The 21,881-nt window shown below is 59.6% G+C and carries 19 protein-coding genes and 1 tRNA gene (1 of these 20 only partly in view); 13 read left to right on the top strand and 7 right to left on the bottom strand.

What is annotated here, in order from left to right; genetic code table 11:
• The first annotated feature begins 95 nt into the window (after nt 1–95).
• The 8 genes from DSM110093_RS02530 to DSM110093_RS02565 all read left to right on the top strand — a co-directional run bounded on the left by DSM110093_RS02530 (nt 96) and on the right by DSM110093_RS02565 (nt 10,421).
• On the top strand, nt 96–2,066 hold the full coding sequence (locus DSM110093_RS02530) for an AMP-binding protein (protein ID WP_243266568.1): 1,971 nt from the start codon (nt 96–98) through the stop codon (nt 2,064–2,066).
• A gap of 50 nt (nt 2,067–2,116) precedes the next feature.
• Complete coding sequence (locus DSM110093_RS02535) at nt 2,117–2,935, top strand: ABC transporter ATP-binding protein (RefSeq protein WP_243267657.1); 819 nt, start codon at nt 2,117–2,119, stop codon at nt 2,933–2,935.
• A gap of 56 nt (nt 2,936–2,991) precedes the next feature.
• Nucleotides 2,992–3,981, top strand: coding sequence for a branched-chain amino acid ABC transporter permease (locus DSM110093_RS02540; protein WP_243266569.1), 990 nt, complete (start codon nt 2,992–2,994; stop codon nt 3,979–3,981).
• A gap of 63 nt (nt 3,982–4,044) precedes the next feature.
• Nucleotides 4,045–5,121, top strand: a complete 1,077-nt coding sequence (locus tag DSM110093_RS02545; protein ID WP_243266570.1) for a branched-chain amino acid ABC transporter permease — start codon at nt 4,045–4,047, stop codon at nt 5,119–5,121.
• 81 nt (nt 5,122–5,202) lie between these two features.
• Nucleotides 5,203–6,483, top strand: a complete 1,281-nt coding sequence (locus tag DSM110093_RS02550) for an ABC transporter substrate-binding protein (RefSeq protein ID WP_243266571.1) — start codon at nt 5,203–5,205, stop codon at nt 6,481–6,483.
• Nucleotides 6,484–6,552: 69 nt separating this feature from the next.
• Nucleotides 6,553–7,389: an ABC transporter ATP-binding protein gene (locus tag DSM110093_RS02555; protein ID WP_243262198.1), complete on the top strand. Its 837-nt coding sequence runs from the start codon at nt 6,553–6,555 to the stop codon at nt 7,387–7,389.
• An 81-nt stretch (nt 7,390–7,470) separates the two neighbouring features.
• Nucleotides 7,471–8,697, top strand: a complete 1,227-nt coding sequence (locus DSM110093_RS02560) for a phenylacetate--CoA ligase family protein (protein WP_243266572.1) — start codon at nt 7,471–7,473, stop codon at nt 8,695–8,697.
• Nucleotides 8,698–8,750: 53 nt separating this feature from the next.
• Complete coding sequence (locus DSM110093_RS02565) at nt 8,751–10,421, top strand: iron ABC transporter permease (RefSeq protein ID WP_243266573.1); 1,671 nt, start codon at nt 8,751–8,753, stop codon at nt 10,419–10,421.
• A 103-nt stretch (nt 10,422–10,524) separates the two neighbouring features.
• Here DSM110093_RS02565 and DSM110093_RS02570 read toward each other — a convergent pair whose 3' ends face one another.
• The 3 genes from DSM110093_RS02570 to DSM110093_RS02580 form a co-directional block, all read right to left on the bottom strand.
• Complete coding sequence (locus tag DSM110093_RS02570; protein WP_243266574.1) at nt 10,525–11,541, bottom strand: Fe(3+) ABC transporter substrate-binding protein; 1,017 nt, start codon at nt 11,539–11,541, stop codon at nt 10,525–10,527.
• 128 nt (nt 11,542–11,669) lie between these two features.
• Nucleotides 11,670–12,542: a glutathione-dependent disulfide-bond oxidoreductase gene (yghU, locus tag DSM110093_RS02575; protein ID WP_243266575.1), complete on the bottom strand. Its 873-nt coding sequence runs from the start codon at nt 12,540–12,542 to the stop codon at nt 11,670–11,672.
• Between the two features lie 331 nt (nt 12,543–12,873).
• Nucleotides 12,874–12,948 (bottom strand) — tRNA-Val (locus DSM110093_RS02580).
• Between the two features lie 146 nt (nt 12,949–13,094).
• Between DSM110093_RS02580 and DSM110093_RS02585 the strand changes: the two genes are divergently transcribed.
• Entirely contained in the window at nt 13,095–13,955 is an 861-nt protein-coding gene (locus DSM110093_RS02585; RefSeq protein WP_243266576.1) for an N-formylglutamate amidohydrolase, read from the top strand.
• A 2-nt stretch (nt 13,956–13,957) separates the two neighbouring features.
• Here the strand turns inward: DSM110093_RS02585 and DSM110093_RS02590 are convergent, their stop codons facing one another.
• Nucleotides 13,958–15,211 carry a DNA polymerase IV gene (locus DSM110093_RS02590; protein ID WP_243266577.1) on the bottom strand — a complete coding sequence of 418 codons (1,254 nt, stop codon included), beginning with the start codon at nt 15,209–15,211 and terminating at the stop codon, nt 13,958–13,960.
• A 60-nt stretch (nt 15,212–15,271) separates the two neighbouring features.
• On the opposite strand from DSM110093_RS02590, the gene DSM110093_RS02595 reads away from it, so the two are divergent.
• A complete protein-coding gene (locus DSM110093_RS02595) occupies nt 15,272–15,697 on the top strand; it encodes an NUDIX hydrolase (protein WP_243266578.1) in 426 nt (141 codons plus the stop codon).
• A gap of 191 nt (nt 15,698–15,888) precedes the next feature.
• Here the strand turns inward: DSM110093_RS02595 and pyrF are convergent, their stop codons facing one another.
• Both pyrF and DSM110093_RS02605 read right to left on the bottom strand, forming a co-directional pair.
• Nucleotides 15,889–16,584: an orotidine-5'-phosphate decarboxylase gene (gene pyrF, locus DSM110093_RS02600; protein ID WP_243266579.1), complete on the bottom strand. Its 696-nt coding sequence runs from the start codon at nt 16,582–16,584 to the stop codon at nt 15,889–15,891.
• A gap of 245 nt (nt 16,585–16,829) precedes the next feature.
• On the bottom strand, nt 16,830–17,144 hold the full coding sequence (locus DSM110093_RS02605; RefSeq protein WP_243266580.1) for an orotidine 5-phosphate decarboxylase: 315 nt from the start codon (nt 17,142–17,144) through the stop codon (nt 16,830–16,832).
• A gap of 358 nt (nt 17,145–17,502) precedes the next feature.
• On the opposite strand from DSM110093_RS02605, the gene clpB reads away from it, so the two are divergent.
• A complete protein-coding gene (gene clpB, locus DSM110093_RS02610) occupies nt 17,503–20,118 on the top strand; it encodes an ATP-dependent chaperone ClpB (protein WP_243266581.1) in 2,616 nt (871 codons plus the stop codon).
• A gap of 82 nt (nt 20,119–20,200) precedes the next feature.
• On the opposite strand, the gene DSM110093_RS02615 is transcribed toward clpB, so the two are convergent.
• Nucleotides 20,201–20,632, bottom strand: coding sequence for a DUF302 domain-containing protein (locus tag DSM110093_RS02615; protein ID WP_243266582.1), 432 nt, complete (start codon nt 20,630–20,632; stop codon nt 20,201–20,203).
• A gap of 123 nt (nt 20,633–20,755) precedes the next feature.
• Here DSM110093_RS02615 and msrP point away from each other — a divergent pair, with 123 nt between their 5' ends.
• Nucleotides 20,756–21,661: a protein-methionine-sulfoxide reductase catalytic subunit MsrP gene (gene msrP, locus DSM110093_RS02620; RefSeq protein WP_243266583.1), complete on the top strand. Its 906-nt coding sequence runs from the start codon at nt 20,756–20,758 to the stop codon at nt 21,659–21,661.
• A gap of 87 nt (nt 21,662–21,748) precedes the next feature.
• Nucleotides 21,749–21,881: the start of a protein-methionine-sulfoxide reductase heme-binding subunit MsrQ gene (gene msrQ, locus DSM110093_RS02625; RefSeq protein WP_243266584.1), read on the top strand. The gene runs 488 nt beyond the window's last position; 133 of the gene's 621 nt are visible here — the first part of the coding sequence; the start codon lies at nt 21,749–21,751; its stop codon lies off the right edge, out of view.

The raw sequence follows: 21,881 nt of genomic DNA on the forward strand, positions 1-21,881 counted from the left end.
TGACCTCCACAAAAAAGAGAACGTCACTTGTGAGATCACAGAATCGCACAAGCGATCGAACCCGCCGGGGAGGGCGGGCATGGGAGGAAGACAATTTGGCTAAGCCGCTGACGCGTGCCGACGGACCTCAGTCCGTGCCGGCGCTGTTGCATCGCAACGCAAGTGAATTCGCAAACGCCCCCGCTTATCGGGAGAAGGAATACGGGATCTGGCAAAGCTGGACCTGGTCGCAGACCCGCGATGAGGTTGAGGCGCTGGCGCTCGGATTTTTGGAACTGGGACTGGATGAGGGCGATTTCGTCGCCGTTATCGGGCGTAACCGACCATATCTATATTGGGCAATGATCGCGGCAGAGATGGCCGGCGCCATCCCCGTCCCGCTTTACCAAGACGCCAACGCCGAAGAGATGGCCTATGTCATGGGGCACTGCGGCGCGCGTATTGCCGTGGTTGGCGATCAGGAACAGGTCGACAAGATCATCGAAGTGCAGGCGCAGCTGCCCGACTTTGAGCGGATGGTCTATCTCGACCCGCGGGGCCTGCGCAAATACGACCACTCCAAGCTAGACCAATACAGCGCCGTGCAGGAACTGGGCCGCGCCAACCGCGGGAAGCACATCGCCGAGTTGGAGGCGCGGCAGGCCAAGCTGAATTACGACTCGACCGGCGTGATGCTTTACACCTCGGGCACCACAGGCAAGCCCAAGGGCGTGGTGCTGAGCAATCGCAACGTGATCGAAACGGCAAAGTCGTCTTCGGAATTCGACAACCTCAAACGCAATGACGAGATCCTCGCCTATCTGCCGATGGCATGGGTTGGGGATTTCATCTTCTCCGTGGGCCAAGCGCTCTGGACCGGGTTCTGCACCAACTGCCCCGAAAGCGCTGACACGATGCATGTCGACCTGCGCGAGATCGGGCCGACCTATTACTTCGCTCCGCCGCGGGTGTTCGAGACGCAGCTGACCAGCGTTATGATCCGTATGGAGGACGCGAGCCGGTTCAAGAAGTGGCTGTTCGATACCTTCATGGCCCATGCCCGCAAGGTCGGCCCTGCCATTCTGGACGGCAAAAAGGTGTCGTTCATGGACCGCGCGAAATATGCCTTGGGCGAGTTGATGATCTATGGCCCGCTGAAGAACACGCTGGGGTTCAGCCGCGTGCGCGTGGGCTATACCGCCGGTGAGGCGATCGGCCCGGAGATTTTCGATTTCTACCGCTCGCTCGGCATCAACCTGAAGCAGCTCTACGGCCAGACCGAGGCGACGGTGTTCATCACCGCACAGCCCGATGGCGAGGTGCGCAGCGATACCGTGGGCGTGACCTGCCCCGGCGTGGAGTTGAAAATCGCGGACAATGGCGAGGTCTTCTACCGCTCGCCGGGTGTCTTTGTGGAATACTACAAGAACCCCGAAAGCACCGCCGACACCAAGGATCCGGAAGGTTGGGTCGCTACGGGCGATGCGGGCTTTATTGAGGAGGGCTCGGGCCACCTGCGGATCATCGACCGCGCCAAGGACGTGGGCCAGATGGCCGATGGGCGGCTCTTTGCGCCGAAATATGTGGAGAATAAGCTCAAGTTCTTCCCCAACATCCTTGAGACTGTGGTTTTTGGCAATCAGCGCAGCGAATGCACCGCTTTCATCAACATCGACCTCACGGCGGTGGGCAACTGGGCCGAGCGCAACAACATTGGCTATGCCTCTTACCAAGAACTCGCGCGGCATCCGCAGGTGATGGACACGATCCAGAGCCATGTGGAGGAGGTGAACCGCTCGGTCGCCGAGGACGAGATGCTCTCGGGCTGTCAGGTGCATCGCTTTGTCGTGCTGCACAAGGAACTCGACGCCGACGACGGTGAACTCACACGCACCCGCAAGGTGCGCCGCAAGATCATCGAAGAGAAATACGCCGATATCATCACGGCGCTTTACGACGGCTCCGACAAGGTCAGCACCGAGACGGAAGTGACCTATGAGGATGGCCGCAAGGGCTCGATCAAGGCGACGCTCGAAATTCGCGATGCCGCCGTGCAGCCGACCAGCCACAAGATGGCGGCGGAATGAGCGTGGCGCAGGCGAGCGGCGGACAGCCCGGAACCATGGAAAGGGACAGCGTGAAAGATCAGGCTGACAGCTATGTCACTGACGACGGCCGCACCATCGGCCCGACGGTGATGGAGATGAAGAACATCACCCTGCGCTTTGGCGGCGTGGAGGCGATCAAGGACATTTCCTTCGACATCCGCGAGGGCGAGATCCGCGCGATCATCGGGCCGAACGGGGCGGGCAAGTCCTCGATGCTCAACGTGATCAGCGGCTTTTATGTCCCGCAGGAGGGCGAGGTCTGGTACAAGGGCGCGCGCCGCCCGGCGATGAAGCCCTATCAGGTCGCCCAGCAGGGCATCGCCCGGACCTTCCAGAACATCGCGCTTTTCGAAGGCATGTCGGTGCTCGACAACGTGATGACGGGCCGTCTGACGCAGATGAAATCGGGGCTGCTGGCGCAGTCCTTGTGGAAGGGCAAGGCCGAGCGCGAAGAGGTCGAGAACCGCGAGATCGCCGAGAAGGTCATCGACTTTCTGGAGATTCAGGCGATCCGCAAGACGCCCGTCGCGCGTCTGCCCTACGGTTTGAAGAAACGCGTTGAGCTGGCCCGCGCGCTGGCCGCCGAGCCGACGATCCTGCTGTTGGACGAACCGATGGCCGGCATGAACGTCGAGGAAAAAGAGGACATGTCCCGCTTCATCCTCGACGTGAACGACGAATTCGGCACTACCATCGCGCTGATCGAGCACGACATGGGCGTGGTCATGGACCTTTCCGACCGCGTCGTGGTGATGGATTACGGCCGCAAGATCGGTGATGGCTCGCCCGATGAGGTGCGCAACAACCAAGAGGTGATCGACGCCTATCTCGGGGTGGCCCATGACTGAGCGCCGCACGATCACCCGCAATGACACTGCCGTTCTGACTTTGGGGAGGGCCAATGATGCCTGAGCAACTGGCGTTTACAATTGAGGTCTTTCTCAACGGGCTGATGGCCGGGGTGCTTTATGCGCTCGTCGCGCTTGGCTTCGTACTGATCTACAAGGCTTCGGGTATTTTCAACTATGCCCAAGGTGTTATGGCGCTTTTTGCTGCGCTGACACTGGTGGGGATCATGGACGGCCAGGTGCCCTTTAGCCATCTGATCAATGCGATCTTGGGCACCGAAGTGCATCACTTCGGTTGGCATGTTCCTGCCTTCCTCGCCATCGTGCTGACGATGGTGGTGATGATCGTGCTGGCCTATTGCGTGCAGCGTTTCGTGTTCCGCTACCTTGTCGGGCAAGAGCCGATCATTCTGTTCATGGCGACCATCGGTCTGGCCTATTTCCTTGAAGGCGTGGGCGACCTGATGTGGGGGTCTGAGATCAAGACGCTCGATGTCGGCCTGCCGCAGGGCATTAACATCTGGATTGATGAATTCACCTTCGACGCGACGGGCTACGGCTTCTTTATCGACAACCTCGATATCGTCGCCTCCATTGTGGCCGCGATCCTTGTGATTGGGCTGGTGATGTTCGCGCAATACACCAAACAGGGCCGCGCGATGCGGGCCGTGGCGGACGACCATCAGGCCGCGCTGTCCGTGGGGGTCTCGCTCAACTTCATCTGGATCTTGGTCTGGTCGCTGGCGGGTTTCGTGGCGCTGGTGGCAGGCATCATGTGGGGCGCCAAATCGGGCGTGCAGTTCTCGCTCTCGCTGATTGCGCTGAAGGCGCTGCCGGTGCTGATGCTGGGCGGCTTCACCTCGATCCCCGGCGCCATTGTCGGCGGGCTGATCATCGGCGTGGGCGAGAAGCTGTTTGAGTTCCTGATCGGTGCCCCCTTCCTTGGCGGCGCGACCGAGAACTGGTTCGCCTATATGCTGGCGCTCGTGTTCCTCGTCTTCCGCCCGCAGGGCCTGTTTGGGGAGAAGATCATTGAACGGGTTTGATACAGGCATGATGCGCCGCTGTGCATCCAACGACACAAAGATCGCAGAAGGGAAATCAGTCTAATGTTCTATCGTGAAGCGGGCGATTTCAACACGTCCTACGCCCAGGACCAGCAGACCTTCCCGATCAAGTTCGACCGGTACCGCTACTATCTGGTGCTTTTCGTCGCGGTCTTCGTCATTCCCTTCATGGTCAATGACTACTGGGTCAACTCGTTGTTCCTGCCGTTTCTGATCTACGCCATCGCGGCGATCGGGCTGAACATCCTCGTGGGCTACTGCGGGCAGGTGAGCCTCGGTACCGGCGGTTTCATGGCGGTGGGGGCTTACGCATGCTACAAGCTGATGACGGCGATGCCCGAGGTCAGCATGTTCATCCATGTCCTGCTGGCGGGCGGCATTACCGCCGCGGTCGGCGCGCTCTTCGGCCTGCCGTCTTTGCGGATTAAAGGCTTCTACCTCGCCGTGGCGACACTGGCGGCGCAGTTCTTCCTTGTCTGGCTATTTAACCGGGTGCCGTGGTTCTACAACTACTCTGCCTCCGGCCAGATCAGCGCGCCCGAGCGCGACACCTTTGGCATCCTGATCACCGGCCCCAACACCGAGGCCTGGGCGACCTATATGTTCTGCCTGATCTTCACCGTGGGCTCGGCGCTGGTGGCGCGCAACCTGACGCGCGGCTCTGTGGGACGCAAATGGATGGCGATCCGCGACATGGACATCGCCGCCGAGATCATCGGGGTGAACCCGCTGCGCGCCAAGCTCACGGCCTTCGCGGTCAGCTCCTTCTTCATCGGGGTTTCGGGCGCGCTGTTCTTCGCGATCTACCTCGGCGCGGTCGAGGTGGGCGAGGCCTTCGGCATCACCAAATCGTTCCTGGTGCTCTTCATGATCATCATCGGCGGGCTTGGCAGCATCTTCGGCAGCTTCGCCGGCGCCGCCTTCCTCGTGCTCCTGCCGGTGCTTCTGAAGATCGTCGGCGTCGACTGGCTGGGCTGGCCCACCGACATCGTGGCGCATTTGCAGCTGGTGATCGTCGGCGGGCTTATCGTGATCTTCCTGATCGCCGAGCCGCATGGCCTTGCGCAACTGTGGCGCGTCGCGAAGGAGAAACTGAGATTGTGGCCCTTCCCGCACTAAGCGGGAGCCACGAAAATCGAGGCGGGGGGAGGAAACCACGCCCAAAACCCAAATCGGATAAATCCAAGGGAGGAAACACCGATGAAATACAAACTGGGAACACTGGCCGTGGCGGGCCTGATGGCTGCAAGCCCCGTGATGGCGGACCTTGTCTTTCCGTCGCTGAGCTATCGCACCGGGCCTTACGCCGCGGGGGGCATCCCCTTCGCCGACGGCTATGCCGATTATTTCACCCTGCTCAACGAACGCGACGGCGGCATCGGTGGTGAAACCATCCGCGTGCCAGAGTGCGAGACCGCCTATAACACTGAGAAGGGCGTGGAATGCTACGAGTCGACCAAGGGCGAAGGCGCGTTGGTCTATCAGCCACTTTCGACCGGCATCACCTACCAGCTGATCCCCAAAGTCACCGCCGATGACATCTCGATGTTGACCTCCGGTTTGGGCCGTACCTCGGCCAAGGACGGCAACACCTTTAGCCACGTCTTCAACTTCCCTGCAAACTACTGGGATGGCGCGTCGGTCGCGGTGAAACACATCATGGAGCAAGAAGGCGGCGATCTAAGCGGCAAGAAAATCGCGCTGGTCTACCACAACTCCGCTTACGGCAAAGAGCCGATCCGCACGCTGCAAGAACTGAGCAAAAAGCACGGTTTTGAGCTGAAGGAAGTGCCGGTCGATCACCCCGGTCAGGAGCAGAAATCGCAGTGGCTGCAAATTCGCCGCGACAAGCCTGACTATGTGATCATGTATGGCTGGGGCGTGATGAACCAAGTCGCGGTTCAGGAAGCTGCCAACATCCGCTTCCCGATGGACAAGTTCATCGGCATCTGGTGGTCCGGCTCGGAAAACGACGTTCTTGCGGCGGGTGCCAAGGCCGATGGCTATAAGGCGCTGACGTTCCACAACGTGGGCTCTGACTATCCGCTTTATGACGATCTGAAAACGCACGTTGTCGACGCGGGTAAAGCCGCCGGTGCTGGCGATCAGGTGGGTTCGGTGCTGTATAACCGGGGCATCTATGCCGCGATGCTGGTGGCCGAAGCTGCCCGCACCGCGCAGGAAATCCACGGTGTCACAGATATCAGCAGCGGCCAAATGCGCGATGGGATGGAGCAGCTAGAGATCACCGAAGAAAAGATGGCGGCCCTCGGCCTGCCGGACTTCGGGCCTGAATTCTCGGTCTCTTGCGAAAACCACGGCGGCGAAGGTTTCGTGGCTGTGACCCAGTGGGATGCGACAGCCAAGGAATGGAACCTCGTGTCGGACTTCATGCAGTCGGATCAAGATGTGATCCAGCCGCTGATCGATGAGGACGCATCGGCCTACGCGGCTGAAAACGCCATCGAAGGCAACTGCTAAACGCGATATCCCCCGGCTGCCCTGTTTGGGTGGCCGGGGGACTTTCCAAGCCCAAGAGAGGTCTTTCCCATGCTGGATGCTGCAAATACCAATGACGTCGCGGTCGAAAACCTGCTTGAGGTCAACAACATCGAGGTGATCTACAATCACGTCATCCTTGTCCTAAAGGGCGTGAGCCTGAACGTGCCCAAGGGCGGCATCACTGCGCTGCTGGGAGGCAACGGCGCGGGCAAGACCACGACGCTCAAGGCAATCTCGGGGCTTTTGGCTTCGGAACGTGGAGAGGTCACCAAAGGCTCAATCAAATACCGTGGTGGTCCGATTCAGCATCAAGACCCAGCCGAAACCGTAAAAAAGGGTGTCGTGCAGGTCATGGAAGGCCGGCACTGCTTTGAGCACCTCACCATCGAAGAAAACCTGCTAACCGGTGCCTATACCCGCACCGACGGCAATGCCGCGATCCAGCGTGACCTTGAGATGGTTTATGATTATTTCCCCCGCCTGAAAGAGCGCCGCCGCTCGCAGGCTGGCTATACCTCGGGTGGGGAGCAGCAGATGTGCGCCATTGGTCGCGCGCTAATGTCCCGCCCTGAGACGATCCTTTTGGATGAGCCGTCGATGGGCCTTGCCCCGCAATTGGTTGAGCAGATTTTCGAGATCGTGAAATCGGTGAACGAGAAAGAAGGCGTGACCTTCCTGTTGGCGGAGCAAAACACCAACGTCGCGCTGCGCTTTGCGCATTACGGCTACATTCTTGAATCTGGTCGCGTTGTGATGGATGGCCCCGCCAAAGACCTGCGAGAGAACCAAGACGTGAAGGAATTCTACCTCGGCATGTCCGACGAGGGACGTAAAAGCTTCCGCGATGTACGCAGCTACCGCCGCAGGAAACGCTGGCTGAGCTAAGCGCCCGAGACTGAAATCAAAAAGGCAACCGAGCCGGGCTTATGCCCTCTCCAGTGATGCCATAGCAGGAAAGTGACAGGGATGCCGACCAAGCCCCATTTCGACGATCTGGAAACCCGCAGCGCCACTGAACGCGCCGCTGATTTGGCCAAGACGCTGCCGCAGCAGATTGCCCGTGCGCAAGGGCTTTCAGGCTATGGTGATGCGCTGAAAGAGGTGGACGCGGCGCAGATCACCTCTATCGAGGCCCTTGCCGACCTCCCGGTGCTGCGCAAATCAGAGCTTGGCAAGGCGCAGGCAGGGCAACCGCCTTTTGGCGGTTTCACCACAAAGCCGGTGTATGAGTTCAGCCATGTTTTCCAATCGCCCGGCCCGATCTATGAGCCGTCGAGCAATGATCCCGATTGGTGGCGCATGGGGCGCTTCCTGCATGCCGCAGGCATCGGCGCGGGCGACATCGTGCATAACTGTTTTGGTTACCATTTGACCCCCGCGGGCATGATCTTTGAATCCGGTGCGCGGGCGGTGGGGGCAACTGTGCTGCCTGCCGGAACAGGCCAGACCGAGCTTCAGGTCGCCGCCGCCCGTGATGTGGGTTCGACCGCCTATGCGGGCACGCCGGATTACCTCAAGGTGATTTTGGAGAAAGCCGACGCGATGGGCGTTGATCTAAAGATCACCAAAGCAGCCGTCGGCGGCGGTGCGTTGTTTCCCAGCCTGCGCGCCTATTACGAGGAGCGCGGCATCACCTGCCTGCAATCCTATGCCACGGCTGATCTGGGCAATATCGCCTATGAAAGCCCTGCGATGGAGGGGCTGATCGTCGACGAACAAATCATCGTCGAGATCGTCACCCCCGGAACCGGCATCCCTGTAGCGCCCGGAGAGGTCGGCGAAGTTGTGGTGACGACTCTTAACCCTGATTACCCGCTGATCCGTTTCGCCACTGGCGATCTGAGTGCCGTGCTCGAAGGCGAAAGCCCCTGTGGACGTACGAATATGCGGATCAAAGGCTGGATGGGCCGCGCTGATCAAACCACGAAAATCAAAGGCATGTTCGTTCGCCCCGAACAGGTGGCGGCATTGGTGGCCCAACACGCCGAGATTGAAAAGGCCCGTGTCATCGCCAGCCGCGAAGGCGAGGCGGATGTGATGACCGTGCAGATTGAGACCGCGAATGGGGACGAAGCGCGTTACGCGCAATCCGTGGCCGATCTGCTCAAGCTGAAGGGCAAGGTCGAATTGGTCTCCCCCGGCTCCTTGCCGCGTGATGGATTGGTGATCGAGGACCAACGAAGCTACGACTAGGGTGCCGCATTGCGCCCTCTGGCATTTCCTAGTGAAATCGTCGAAATAGGGGCATGACGCTGAACGCCGCTTCCACGAACACGACCAAACCACCCCGCGCCCGCGACGGGCTGCGCGCCCTGTCAGGCGTGGCCCTGACTGTGGCTGCTGTCTGTGCGCTGCCGATGCTTGCGGTGCTGATCGCAGCACTTAGCGGTGGGACGGAAACGGTGCAGCATTTGGTTCAGACCGTGCTGGGCCGCTATACGATTACGACGCTGTTACTGGTGCTGTTGGTGTCGGCGGGCACTTTTGCCATTGGTGTCGGCGCGGCGTGGTTGGTTACCATGACACGCTTTCCCGGCGCAAAGTTTTTGGAAATCGCGCTGGTGCTGCCGCTGGCCTTTCCGGCTTATGTACTGGCCTACGCCTATACCCATGTGTTGGATCATCCCGGCATTGTTCAAGAGACCCTGCGCGATGTGACGGGCTGGGGGCCGCGCGACTACTGGTTTCCTGAAATCCGCTCTCTGGGTGGGGCCGCCGCGATGCTGGTGCTGGTGCTTTACCCCTATGTTTACCTGCTGGCCCGCGCGGCATTCCTCCAGCAAAGCGGTACGACTTTTCTTGCCGCGCGTGCGCTTGGATCAAGCGCGTGGTCCGCGTTCTTCAAGGTCAGCTTGCCCCTTGCCCGCCCCGCTATTGCGGGCGGCGTGTTGCTGGCGGTGATGGAGACGATAGCGGATTTCGGGACGGTTGCCTATTTCGGCGTTCAGACCTTTGCCACGGGCATCTACACCAGTTGGTTTTCCATGTTCGACCGCGCCGCCGCCGCGCAGTTGGCGCTATGTTTGCTGAGCTTTGCATTACTTTTGGCGATGCTTGAGCGGGCGCAGCGCGGCAAGGCCCAGTACCATGATCCTGCCCGGCGCCCGCAATCGGCGCCACCTTCGGAGTTGACGGGCTGGCAGGCGGCGGCGGCACTTGTTTTGTGTGGTGTGCCGGTGCTGTTTGGGGCGGTGCTGCCGGTGGTGATCCTCGTCACCATGGGGTTGGAGTCTGAACAGAACCTTTTTAGCCCACGCTACCTTGGATTTATGCGCAACTCTGTGACATTGGCGGGTATCGCTGCGCTGTTGACGGTCTTGGCGGCGATCAGTGTGGGGTTCTTTCGACGGTTGCGGCCGGGCCGGGTTTCTCAGGGCGCGGCATATGTGGCGCGGCTGGGCTACGCCGTGCCGGGCGGGGTGATCGCAGTGGGGCTGCTGGTGCCCTTTGCGATGTTCGATAATGCATTAGATGCTTGGATGCGGGCGACCTTTGATTATTCCACCGGGTTGCTGATCACCGGGTCAATCTGGCTGTTGGTGCTGGCGTATCTGGTACGTTTCCTCGCGGCTGCTTTGGGCGCTTACGAGGGCGGGCAGGCGATGGTTCATGCCAATATGGACGCTGCTGCGCGGTCGTTGGGTCAGACGCCATTGGGCACGTTGCGACGGGTGCATCTGCCGATTCTCGCGCCCAGCCTGCTGACCGCGCTGTTGATTGTGTTCGTTGACGTGATGAAGGAATTGCCCGCAACGCTAATCATGCGGCCCTTCAACTATGACACGCTGGCGGTTCAAGCGTATCGCTTGGCGAGTGACGAGCGGTTGAACGGTGCGGCTGTGCCGAGCCTTGTGATCGTTGCGATGGGGTTGCTGCCGGTGATCTTGATCTGTCGGCAGGTGGGTCGGCAGCGTTAGTGATCGATGGTCTGTGGCTGGGTTCCGGACCGGGGTAGCTGCTGCCTCACAAAAAAAGGCGGGCTCGAAAACCCGCCTCTCTCTAATCCGGTTTTGGTAGGGTTTATTCCCAGCCAACCGTGTTAAAGATTTTCTGCGCGGTGCCGATATTTTCGGCTACGTCCGACAGGTTCACTTCGTCAGCTTTAAACTCACCCAGTTGCTTCACGCTATCGGCCAGCTCCACGCCTTCCACGGTTGGGAACTCATCGTTGCCCGCCGAGAAGTAGACCTGCGCCTGATCGGAGGCGAGATATTCAAGGAACTTCACTGCATTCTCGCTGTTCGGTGCGTTCTTGGCCACGCCGCCGCCCGAAAGGTTCATATGCGCGCCGTTGCCTTCTTGGTCGGGCCAGATCAGGCCAATCTTGCCGATCTCATCGCTGACGCCGTCCACGTCGGTGCGGATCGCACGGGCGAAGTAATAGCTGTTGGAAACAGCGATGTCGCACTCACCCGACACGATGCCGCGCAGCTGGTCGGTGTCGCCGCCCTGAGGTGCCCGCGCCATGTTGTCGACCACGCCCTGCGCCCATTCGGTTGCGGCCTCTTCGCCCTCGTGGGTGACGATCGAAGCTAGCAGTGTCTGGTTATAGGTGTTGGTGGAGGACCGGATGCAGACCTGACCTTTGTAGGCCGGATCGGCGAGGTCCATGTAGGTTGCGGGCGGGTTGTCCAGCGTTTCGTTGTTGAAAAAGATGATCCGCGCGCGCTGCGACAGGCCAAACCACTGGTTGTCATCGTCTTGCAGGTTGCCGGGGATGCGCTCTTCGAGCGTGTCGCTCTCGATGGATTGCAGAAGGCCCATGTCTTTCGCGCGCTTGAGGCGGCTTGTATCGACAGTCAGCAGAACATCCGCCGGGGAGTTCGCGCCCTCGGCTTCCATACGGGCCAGCAGTTCGTCGGCTTTGCCTTCGATGCGGTTGATGGTGATGCCGGTTGCTTCGGTGAAGTCGGAGTAGAGCCGCTCATCGGTGTCATAGTGACGCGAGGAGTATAGGTTCAGCTCGCCATCGGCTAGCGCGGGAAGGGCCAGCGACATCAGCGCGGCGGCAGCAGTCGATGTTTTGCAGAAGGTCATATCAGGGTCCTGTTCCGTTGGGATAACTTGACTGAAATAGTAAGAAACAGATTTTAGGCGTTCCTGCAACCAATTCAATCAGAATTGGAACTGTGACCCCCGACCGCGATGGGCCGGGGGCCGCGCGGTCAGTTATTGTCGATTTTGTCTTGGGTCTTGGTGTCAAAGTCGCTGGCATCGTGACGCTCACGCAGTTGCATCGACAGGTCATCGCCAAAGGCGCGGTTGACCATACGGCCACGGGTCACGGCGGGGCGCGCATCAATCGCCTCGGCCCAACGCATGACGTTTTTATAAGAGGCCACGTCGAGGAACTCTGCCGCGGAATAGAGTCGCCCGAGCACCAACTGGCCATACCAGCTCCAGATCGCCATATCGGCGATGGAGTATTCATCGGCGAAATAGTCATGTTCGGCCAAGTGTTTGTCCATCACATCAAGCTGACGCTTGGTCTCCATCGCGAAGCGGTTGATGGGGTATTCAAACTTCTCGGGCGCATAGGCATAGAAATGGCCAAAACCGCCACCAAGGTAAGGTGCGCTGCCCATCTGCCAAAAGAGCCACGACAGCGCCTCGGTCCGGCGGGCGGGATCGGTCGGCAAGAACGCACCAAATTTTTCAGCCAGATAAAGCAAGATCGCACCCGATTCGAAAACGCGCTGTGGCGTGTCGCCGGAACGGTCTAGCAGCGCGGGGATCTTGGAGTTCGGGTTCACCTCGACAAATCCAGAGCCGAACTGATCACCCTCAGAGATATCAATAAGCCACGCATCATACTCGGCGCCGTTATGGCCAGCCTCTAGCAGTTCCTCGAACATCACCGTGACCTTCACCCCGTTCGGCGTGGCCAGCGAATGCAGTTGAAACGGATGTTCGCCGACGGGCAGTTCTTTGTCATGGGTCGCACCGGCGATGGGCCGGTTGGTGCTGGCGAATTTGCCGCCGCTCTCAGCCTCCCATTTCCAAACTTTGGCGGGCGTATATTCGGGCGTGTCCGACATGATGGTCTTCCTTGTTATTCGGGTCTGCCTTGAAGGTGGGGTTTTGTGCGGGGGTTGCAAGCACTTAACCACAACGAAAAAGGCCGCCCTAAGAAGGAGCGGCCTTTAAAATCGAATTGCTGCAAGTCTCAGCCCTGGCGGGCTTTGAACCGGCGCTGCGTTTTGTTGATGACGTAAACGCGGCCTTTGCGACGCACAACACGGCAATCGCGATGCCGATTCTTGAGCGAGCGGAGCGAATTGCGAACCTTCATAGGTGGTCTCCTCATGTCGTGGCGCGGGCCAGCGCCTGGGTTGCGGGCAACCCGCCAAAGACGGGTCGATGAATAAATGGTGGGCGATACTGGGATCGAACCAGTGACCCCTTCGATGTCAACGAAGTGCTCTACCGCTGAGCTAATCACCCACTTAACGACGTTTCAAAATCGGCCCCACACAAAAAATGGGGCGCGAAATTTCGCGCCGTTTGGGTGCTATAAAAGGAGTCGGCGGCGGGATCAAGGGCTTTTGGCGCGGAATAAACACGCTATGTTCGACTTAGAGGGATTTATTATGCCTATGACCGCCTACGAAGTACTGCATCCTGACCGCAACCTGTCTTGCGTGGTCTTTGCGTCCCCTCATTCGGGCCGTGATTATGCGGCCTCGTTCCTACGGCGTTCTATCTTGGATGAACATGCAATCCGGTCTTCTGAGGATGCGTTTGTCGATCAATTGTTTGATTGTGCGCCGCGCTACGGTGCTTCGTTTATCAAAGCGGGAGCGCCGAGGGCCTATATTGACCTCAACCGTGCGCCCGAAGAATTGGACCCGTCTGTAATCGAAGGTGTCGCGCGGCAGGGGCATAACCCGCGCGTGGCCTCCGGACTAGGGGTGATTCCCCGCGTGGTGGCCAATGGCCGCGCAATTTATCGCGGCAAGCTCTCTCAAGAAGAGGCGCAATTGCGAATCGATAGCTATTGGCGGCCCTATCATAGCAAATTGCAGGAACTTCTGACGCGGGCGCATCGTCGCCACGGGCAGGCAGTGCTGGTTGATTGCCATTCCATGCCGCACGAAGCGATGGACGGCGTGGCGCGCAGCGGCATGCGGCGGCCTGATGTCGTGCTAGGTGATCGTTTCGGCGCGGCAGCAGGAGGGGAGGTTGTCGACAGGATCGAAGCGGCATTTGTGGATGCTGGTTTTATCGTGACGCGCAACTCGCCCTTTGCCGGGGCCTACATTACTCAAGCCTATGGCCGCCCCTCGCGCGGACAGCACGCGGTGCAGGTTGAGATCGACCGGGCGCTTTATATGAATGAGCGTTTGATTCGCCCTAATGGCGCATTCGAGGCGGTGCAGGCAGCGCTGAGACGGGTGGTGGCCGACGTGGCGCAGATTGGACAAGAGCGCCTGCCGCTGGCGGCGGAGTAATCTCAGCGCAGGGCGCGCCCTTTTAGGATCGCTTTCTCGCCAAATCGGCTGCGGATGCTATCTGCGGCGCGTTCGGCCTTGCTGCGCTGCGCCGCGCCGGGGTCAAGTAGATCGCCCCCCATATCCGCACCCTCGGCCCCGGAAAGATCAGATAGGCCGACACCGATAAGACGGTAGGAGTTACGATGTTCGACCTGATCAAACAGCGCGCGGGCCGTGCGGTAGATGCGGTCGGCCAATTGCGTTGGATCATGCAGCGACAGGCGACGCGATAGCAAAGAGTGATCGGCGCGTTTGAGTTTTAACGTCACCACACGGCCTGCCATTTCTTTGGCCTTGGCGCGGTCCGCGACCTTTTCCGCCAGTCGCCAGAGGTGCCCGTCAAGAATCTCGGCGTTTCCTGTATCGTCAGAGAATGTCGTTTCATTGCTGATTGACTTCACCGGGCGGTGGCGCGACACGCGGCGTTTGTCTTGGCCCCGCGCCAAGTGCCACAGCCGGTCGCCCATGCTGCCAAAGCGGGCGATTAGATCGGTTTGCTCCCACCGCAACAGATCGGAAAAGCTGCGGATGCCCGCCTTTTCCAAAGAGGTTTGCGTGGCCGCCCCAACGCCCCAGATCATGCCGACGGGTTTGTCGCGCAGAAAGTCCGCCGTTTCCGCCGCGCCAATCACCGAAAACCCATGCGGCTTGTCGAGGTCCGAGGCGACTTTGGCTAGAAATTTATTATGGCTCAGTCCGATGGAGCCGGTCAGACCCAGTTCCACTTTCATCCGTCGCACCAGCCGCGCCAGCATCATTGCGGGCGGCTGGCCGTGTAGCCGCGCGGTGCCGGTCATGTCGAGGAAGGCCTCATCGAGCGACAGAGGCTCAATCGCCGGGGTCATTTCTTCCATCATCGCGCGGATCGCGCGGGAGGCTTCGACATAGGCCTCCATCCGGGGTTTGATGATGACCGCTTCGGGGCAAAGCTTGAGCGCCTGAAACATCGGCATGGCCGATCGCACCCCACGGATGCGTGCCACATAACAGGCGGTCGACACAACGCCGCGCCGCCCGCCGCCGATGATAACGGGTTTGCCGGCCAGTTCGGGATTGTCGCGTTTCTCGACCGAGGCATAGAAGGCGTCACAATCCATATGGGCGATCGATAGATCGAAAAGCTCGGGATGTGACAGCACACGCGGGCTGCCACAGCGCGAACAGCGCCGCGCAGGCGGGATTTCGTTCAAACAGTCGCGACAGAGGGTAGCCATGGACACACCGAGAGGGCAGGGTTCGGGCAACAACTCTAAACAAATCGCAGAGGTTTAACCATGGGCTTTGAAGGGGCCAAGCTGGCGCTTTATCTTGGTGGAAAGCTGGCCGTGATCCTACGCGATGACACGCCGGGGCTGCCATTTGCCGATCATTGGGATTTGCCCGGCGGCGGGCGTGAAGGGGAAGAGACCCCTTTGGCCTGTGCGCTGCGCGAATGTCACGAGGAGTTGGGGATAGCCGTGCCAGAGGACGCGGTGATCTGGCAGGGCAGTTTTGACGAGGCGGGGCTGACCAAATGGTTCTTCGTCGCGCATTTACCGGCGCATGCGGAGGCTGAGATCGTATTTGGCAACGAGGGACAGCGTTGGTGTCTGATGGAGAAAGAAGAGTTTTTGAACCACCCCCGCGCCGTGCCCGCATTTCAGGACAGGCTTCGGGTCTATCTGGGGCAGCCGGGTACCGATAAAATTAAAGCTATGTGAGGGGAATAAAGGCCCCCCGCTTGTGTGAGCGGGGGGAGGTGACGAACATCAGGAAGAACCAGTTCGTCGGGGAGTATCACCTGAGTTCAACATAACATGTCGGGGCGATCTGGCCTAACGATGATGGCCCTGTCGCAGGTGCATCCCACCGCTCTGTGGTCGATTTGCTACAGACGACGGGAAGCGCTTTGTTAATGCTCGGAAATTTCCCGCAACACTTCACGGGCGGCAGCGGCCGGGTCTTTGGCCTGCCAGATTGGACGGCCCACAACGATGTGATCGGCGCCATCTGCGATGGCCTGTCCCGGTGTCGCAACACGCTTTTGATCGCCCAGAGCAGCGCCTTGAGGACGTACGCCGGGAGTGACGATAAGCTTACCCATCGCTTCGGGCAACGCGCGGATAGCGGCAGCTTCTTGGGGGGAGGCGATGATACCATCGGCGCCGGCATCCAATGCGCGGCCTGCGCGGGTTAGCACCAAATCTTTCAGATCGCCCGATTGGATCAGGGCCGCGTCAAGGTCGGCGCGGTCTAGCGAGGTCAGGATCGTAACGGCGAGGATCTTCATATCGGTGCCCGCCGCACCTTGTTTGGCAGCCGCCACCACATGCGGGTCGCCATGCACGGTAAGGAAATCCAGATCAAACTGTGCCAGCCCGCGCACCGCAGCTTCAACCGTGGCACCGATATCGAAAAGCTTCATATCCAAAAAGATGCGCTTGCCGTGCTCTTGCTTAAGCTCGTTGGCCAGCGCCAGCCCGCCGCCGGTGAGCATCCCAAGCCCGATTTTATAAAACCCCACGGCATCGCCGAGGGTCTGGGCCAATTCCATCCCCGCGACCGCGTGGGGAACATCAAGGGCGACGATCAGACGGTCATCAGACATGCGGGGGCTCCTGCCAAATTTCAAACGGCTTTGACCTACGTCGCGCGACGAGGCAAGTCCATCATTCATGCAGGCTGTAGGCAAAAAAGAGGCCCGAACGCCGCATTGCGGGGTCCGGGCCAAGTGTTCAGAGACTTAGCAGGCAGGCACTGGTCTCTGGTGTGCGGATCGCCACATCGGGACAGTTGAGGTGGCGGCAGGTCCGCAGGCAGCCGCGCGGCAGGCAGGCGCCGCGCGGGAGGGGGTCAGGCTGCGTCGCGACCGGGGAGGTGCATAACCTCTTCCAGCCAACGCAGCGGATCAAAGCTGCGGCGTCCGGCCCGCTGAGCGGGGACGTGGCGCAGAACATCGGAACTTAGGCCACGTTTTTGGGCGTGGCGGCGGATGGCCTGACGGGACAGCCCGTCGGCAGCATCGCGGTATGACATGGTGATCGGGGCATCAATCGCGCAAGCGTAGCGGCGCAACTGCTCTCCGTCTTGGACGGTGACCAGCGCTTCGAAACACTGAGTAGCCGCGTTATAGATGACATCGGTCAACTGGATAGGGCGCGTCTGCATCGTTTCACCTCTTGTGTTCGTTTGAACCCGGCAGGCCTTCTTTTTCCTGCTCTCTTTCGTCTGCATGGTTAACGCAGAGGGCGCCCAAATGGTTTCATTCTGCGAGTGTGTTCTGTGGATAATTTGTGAATAGACATTGTAAACAAATGGTTAAGTCTGTATTTTTTTCTAGTTTTTGCCCCATTTTCGCCTTATTAGCGAAAAACACCCTTTGCGCATCGCGACGGTCAGCAACTTTTCGCGCTGTATTGGTCTTGAACCAAGGGGGGCTCTTCCCCAATTTGAAAGCAAGGCTCAGACCGCCGCGTGCCACTTTTGGGCGCGGCATTTTAGAGCGCTTGTAGAAAAGGAGAGACCCATGGACTTGAGCAAGTTCACGGAAAGATCGCGCGGCTTTATTCAGGCGGCGCAGACCATTGCAACACGGGAAAGCCACCAACGGCTGGCCCCTGAACATGTACTCAAAGCACTGCTGGACGATGACCAAGGCCTTGCGCGCAATCTAATTGCTGCTTCGGGCGGTGACGGCGCGCGGCTGATGCAGGCGCTGGAGTTGGCGCTTGGGAAAATCCCCAAGGTGACCGGTGACGCAGCACAGGTATATCTAGATGGCACGACCGCAAAGGTATTGGCCGAGGCTGAGGCGATGGCCAAGAAGGCGGGCGACAGTTTCGTGACTGTCGAGCGCATCCTGACTGCGCTTTGCCTTGTTAAATCCGGTGCGAAAACCGCGTTGGAAGCGGGTAAGGTGACGGCGCAGGGCTTGAACACCGCGATCAATGACGTGCGCAAGGGGCGCAAAGCCGACAGCGCCACCGCTGAAGACAGCTATGAGGCTTTGGAGAAATACAGCCTCGACCTGACCGCGCGGGCCGAAGAGGGTAAAATCGACCCCATCATTGGCCGGGATGAGGAAATCCGCCGCGCGATGCAGGTGCTGAGCCGCCGAACCAAAAATAACCCGGTGCTGATCGGTGAGCCGGGCGTCGGTAAGACCGCGATTGCCGAAGGCTTGGCGTTGCGGATCGTGCATGGTGACGTGCCTGAATCTCTGCGCAATAAACGCCTGCTCGCGCTCGACATGGGCGCGCTGATCGCCGGGGCGAAATACCGTGGCGAGTTCGAGGAGCGGCTGAAGGCGGTTCTGACCGAGGTGACCGAAGCCGCGGGCGAGGTGATCTTGTTCATCGATGAGATGCACACGCTGGTCGGGGCCGGTAAGGCCGACGGCGCGATGGATGCATCGAACTTGCTGAAGCCTGCGCTGGCGCGAGGTGAGTTGCACTGTGTGGGTGCCACCACGCTTGAAGAATACCGCAAATATGTCGAGAAGGACGCGGCGCTTGCGCGGCGATTCCAGCCAGTAATCGTGCAAGAGCCGACGGTGGAGGACACCGTTTCGATCCTGCGTGGTATTAAAGAGAAGTATGAGTTGCACCACGGTGTGCGTATTTCCGACACCGCGCTGGTCGCAGCGGCGACGCTGAGCCATCGCTACATTACCGACCGTTTCTTGCCCGACAAGGCGATCGACCTGATGGACGAGGCCGCGAGCCGTCTGCGCATGGAAGTCGACAGCAAACCCGAAGAACTGGACGCGCTGGACCGCCAGATCCTGCAACTGCAGATCGAGGCCGAAGCGCTGAAGAAAGAAGATGATACCGCGTCCAAGGATCGGCTGGAGGCTTTGCAAAAAGACCTCAGCGGTCTGCAAGACCGCAGTGCCGAGATGACGGCGCAGTGGCAGGCCGAGCGGGACAAGCTGGCCGGTGCACGCGACATCAAGGAGAAGCTCGATCATGCGCGGGCCGACCTCGACATCGCTAAACGCGAAGGCAACCTCGCGCGCGCGGGCGAGCTATCTTATGGCGTGATCCCGCAGTTGGAGCGCGACCTTGAAACCGCCGAGGGCCGCGAAGACGACATGATGGTCGAAGAGGCCGTGCGCCCGGATCAGATCGCCAGTGTCGTCGAACGTTGGACCGGTATCCCGGCGGGCAAGATGCTGGAAGGGGAGCGGGACAAGCTTCTGCGCATGGAAGACCAGTTGCACGACCGGGTGATCGGTCAGAGCGCGGCTGTCAAAGCGGTCGCCAATGCCGTGCGCCGTGCGCGTGCGGGGCTGAATGATGAGAACCGCCCGTTGGGCAGCTTTCTCTTCCTCGGGCCAACTGGTGTGGGCAAGACCGAGCTGACCAAAGCGGTGGCCGAGTTCCTCTTTGACGACGACAATGCGATGGTGCGCATCGACATGTCCGAGTTCATGGAGAAACACTCGGTGGCCCGTCTGATCGGTGCCCCTCCGGGTTACGTCGGTTATGACGAGGGTGGTGTGCTGACCGAAGCGGTGCGGCGGAGGCCGTATCAGGTCGTGCTCTTTGACGAGGTCGAAAAGGCGCATCCGGATGTCTTTAACGTGCTGTTGCAGGTGCTTGACGATGGTGTGCTGACCGATGGTCAGGGCCGCACGGTCGATTTCAAGCAGACGCTGATCATCCTGACCTCAAACCTCGGCGCGCAGGCGCTGAGCCAATTGCCGGATGGCGGCGACATGGCGCAGGCCAAACGTGACGTGATGGACGCAGTGCGGGCGCATTTCCGGCCTGAGTTCCTAAACCGTCTGGATGAGACGATCATCTTTGACCGTCTGGGCCGTGCGGATATGGACGGGATCGTCACGATCCAGATGGCACGCCTGCTCAAGCGGCTGGCCGGGCGGAAGATCACGCTTGATCTGGATGATGCTGCGCGGAAATGGCTGGCGGACGAGGGCTACGATCCGGTCTTCGGCGCGCGACCGCTGAAGCGGGTGATCCAGCGCACGGTGCAAGATCCGTTGGCAGAGATGCTATTGGCAGGCGATGTGAAGGACGGCGATACCGTCACCGTTCGCGCCGGTGCCGATGGGTTGATCATTGGCGATCAGATCGCTGCCTCGAACCGTCCTAAGCCGGATGATGCCACGGTACACTAAGCGTTAGACGACAAAGAAAAAGGCCGGGGGTATCTCCGGCCCTTTTTGTTTCCTAATCGAGGGATGCTTTGATCGGGCGAGATCACTCGCCAATTGCTTCCTTCACGATTGTGTCCAGCAAGCTTTGCACCTCTTGCATGGGCCCTTCGGGGAAAGCGCGGTAGCCAATTGTCACCTCGTCACTTTCAGGCAGTTGCATGACAAAGATATCGTAGGGGCAGAAGCCCACATTCATCGGATCGGCCTCCATCACCTTGCGTGACAGCGATGCCGAGCAGAAGCTGAACACATCGGCTGCTTCAAACACCTGCACGTCAGAGCCAACATCCGCACCTGTGCGGTCAAGCATTTCACCGACATGGCTGACATTCTCAGGCACCAGCCCTTGGTTAAGAATGGCGTTCTCTACCCCAAAGGTCACATCCCCGAAGCTTTGGTCGGTGGTATAGGTGACCATCTCGTCGGCGTGGGCTGCGCTGGCCATCAAGGCGGCTGCGAGTATGAAACGAACCATGGCGGCACTCCTTTGGATAACGGCGCCTGACATTCCGGTGTGCTGGCTGAAATCCTGACGAAAGGATTTGGTACAGTCTGCGGCAGGCGCTAGCTTTCATTAACTATAGTAGGGAGCGCAGAAATGGCCAATCGCTGGATTAACCAACTTACGGATCGGGATGTTACCGACGAAGCGATCTATCTGAACCGACGGCAGATTATCGGCGGTGCGGCGGCGGGGCTGGGCCTTGCTGGGTTGGGGCAGGGGGCGATGGCCCAAGAGGGGCTAACCCCGAACGATTACGAAGATATCACCCAATACAACAATTACTATGAGTTCGGCACCGACAAGGGCGACCCTGCGAAATACGCCGATGCACTGACAACCGCCCCCTGGACGGTGTCGATCGAAGGGATGGTCGACAAGCCGGGCGATTACGCATTCGAAGACATCATGAAGGCTATGACCGTCGAAGAGCGCATCTACCGTCTACGCTGTGTCGAGGCATGGTCAATGGTGGTGCCATGGAAGGGATTTGAGCTTGCGGATCTACTGAATATGGCGGGCGTGCAATCCGGTGCGAAATACGTCGCCTTTGAAACCGCTTACCGCCCCGAGGAAATGCCCGGCCTGCGATTCCCGGTATTGGACTGGCCCTATGTCGAAGGTCTGCGGTTGGATGAAGCGATGCATCCGCTGACGATCATGGCGACCGGTATCTATGGCCGTGACATCCCCAATCAGAATGGCGCGCCACTGCGTTTGGTGGTGCCGTGGAAATACGGGTTCAAGTCGATCAAATCCGTGGTGCGGATCACCCTGACAGACAAACAGCCCCCCACCAGCTGGAACAAAGCCGGGCCGCGCGAATACGGTTTCTATGGTAATGTGAATCCCGAGGTGAGCCATCCGCGTTGGTCGCAGGCCGATGAACGCCCCATCGGGGGCGGGCTGTTCGCGCGCCGGCAGCCGACGCTGATGTTTAATGGCTATGAAGAAGAAGTCGCGGGCCTCTACGAAGGCATGGACCTGACCGCGAATTTCTGATGCGTGACACACTATATATGCAACATATATGCAACTGGTTTTTCGTCGCGTTCTGATGGGCCCGCTTTTTTCGGATCAGGGCGTATAATGGCGGGCTTGATAAACAGTTTGAACGGTCTGGCCCGCCGCGTTCCGGTCTGGTCCGTTTATCTGCTGCTGGCTCTGCCGATCCCGTGGTTCTTTTACCAAGGGCTTAACGGTGGGCTGGGTCGCGATCCGG

The sequence above is a fragment of the Sulfitobacter sp. DSM 110093 genome, from assembly GCF_022788715.1.
In the GTDB taxonomy this organism is placed as follows: domain Bacteria; phylum Pseudomonadota; class Alphaproteobacteria; order Rhodobacterales; family Rhodobacteraceae; genus Sulfitobacter.

Bases quoted from the DNA above. Each gene is read 5' to 3' on its own strand.
- DSM110093_RS02540 (WP_243266569.1), top strand. From the start codon at position 2,992: ATGCCTGAGCAACTGGCGTTTACAATTGAGGTCTTTCTCAACGGGCTG.
- DSM110093_RS02545 (WP_243266570.1), top strand. From the start codon at position 4,045: ATGTTCTATCGTGAAGCGGGCGATTTCAACACGTCCTACGCCCAGGAC.
- DSM110093_RS02550 (WP_243266571.1), top strand. From the start codon at position 5,203: ATGAAATACAAACTGGGAACACTGGCCGTGGCGGGCCTGATGGCTGCA.
- DSM110093_RS02555 (WP_243262198.1), top strand. From the start codon at position 6,553: ATGCTGGATGCTGCAAATACCAATGACGTCGCGGTCGAAAACCTGCTT.
- DSM110093_RS02560 (WP_243266572.1), top strand. From the start codon at position 7,471: ATGCCGACCAAGCCCCATTTCGACGATCTGGAAACCCGCAGCGCCACT.
- DSM110093_RS02565 (WP_243266573.1), top strand. From the start codon at position 8,751: ATGACGCTGAACGCCGCTTCCACGAACACGACCAAACCACCCCGCGCC.
- DSM110093_RS02570 (WP_243266574.1), bottom strand. From the start codon at position 11,541: ATGACCTTCTGCAAAACATCGACTGCTGCCGCCGCGCTGATGTCGCTG.
- yghU (WP_243266575.1), bottom strand. From the start codon at position 12,542: ATGTCGGACACGCCCGAATATACGCCCGCCAAAGTTTGGAAATGGGAG.
- DSM110093_RS02585 (WP_243266576.1), top strand. From the start codon at position 13,095: ATGCCTATGACCGCCTACGAAGTACTGCATCCTGACCGCAACCTGTCT.
- DSM110093_RS02590 (WP_243266577.1), bottom strand. From the start codon at position 15,211: ATGGCTACCCTCTGTCGCGACTGTTTGAACGAAATCCCGCCTGCGCGG.
- DSM110093_RS02595 (WP_243266578.1), top strand. From the start codon at position 15,272: ATGGGCTTTGAAGGGGCCAAGCTGGCGCTTTATCTTGGTGGAAAGCTG.
- pyrF (WP_243266579.1), bottom strand. From the start codon at position 16,584: ATGTCTGATGACCGTCTGATCGTCGCCCTTGATGTTCCCCACGCGGTC.
- DSM110093_RS02605 (WP_243266580.1), bottom strand. From the start codon at position 17,144: ATGCAGACGCGCCCTATCCAGTTGACCGATGTCATCTATAACGCGGCT.
- clpB (WP_243266581.1), top strand. From the start codon at position 17,503: ATGGACTTGAGCAAGTTCACGGAAAGATCGCGCGGCTTTATTCAGGCG.
- DSM110093_RS02615 (WP_243266582.1), bottom strand. From the start codon at position 20,632: ATGGTTCGTTTCATACTCGCAGCCGCCTTGATGGCCAGCGCAGCCCAC.
- msrP (WP_243266583.1), top strand. From the start codon at position 20,756: ATGGCCAATCGCTGGATTAACCAACTTACGGATCGGGATGTTACCGAC.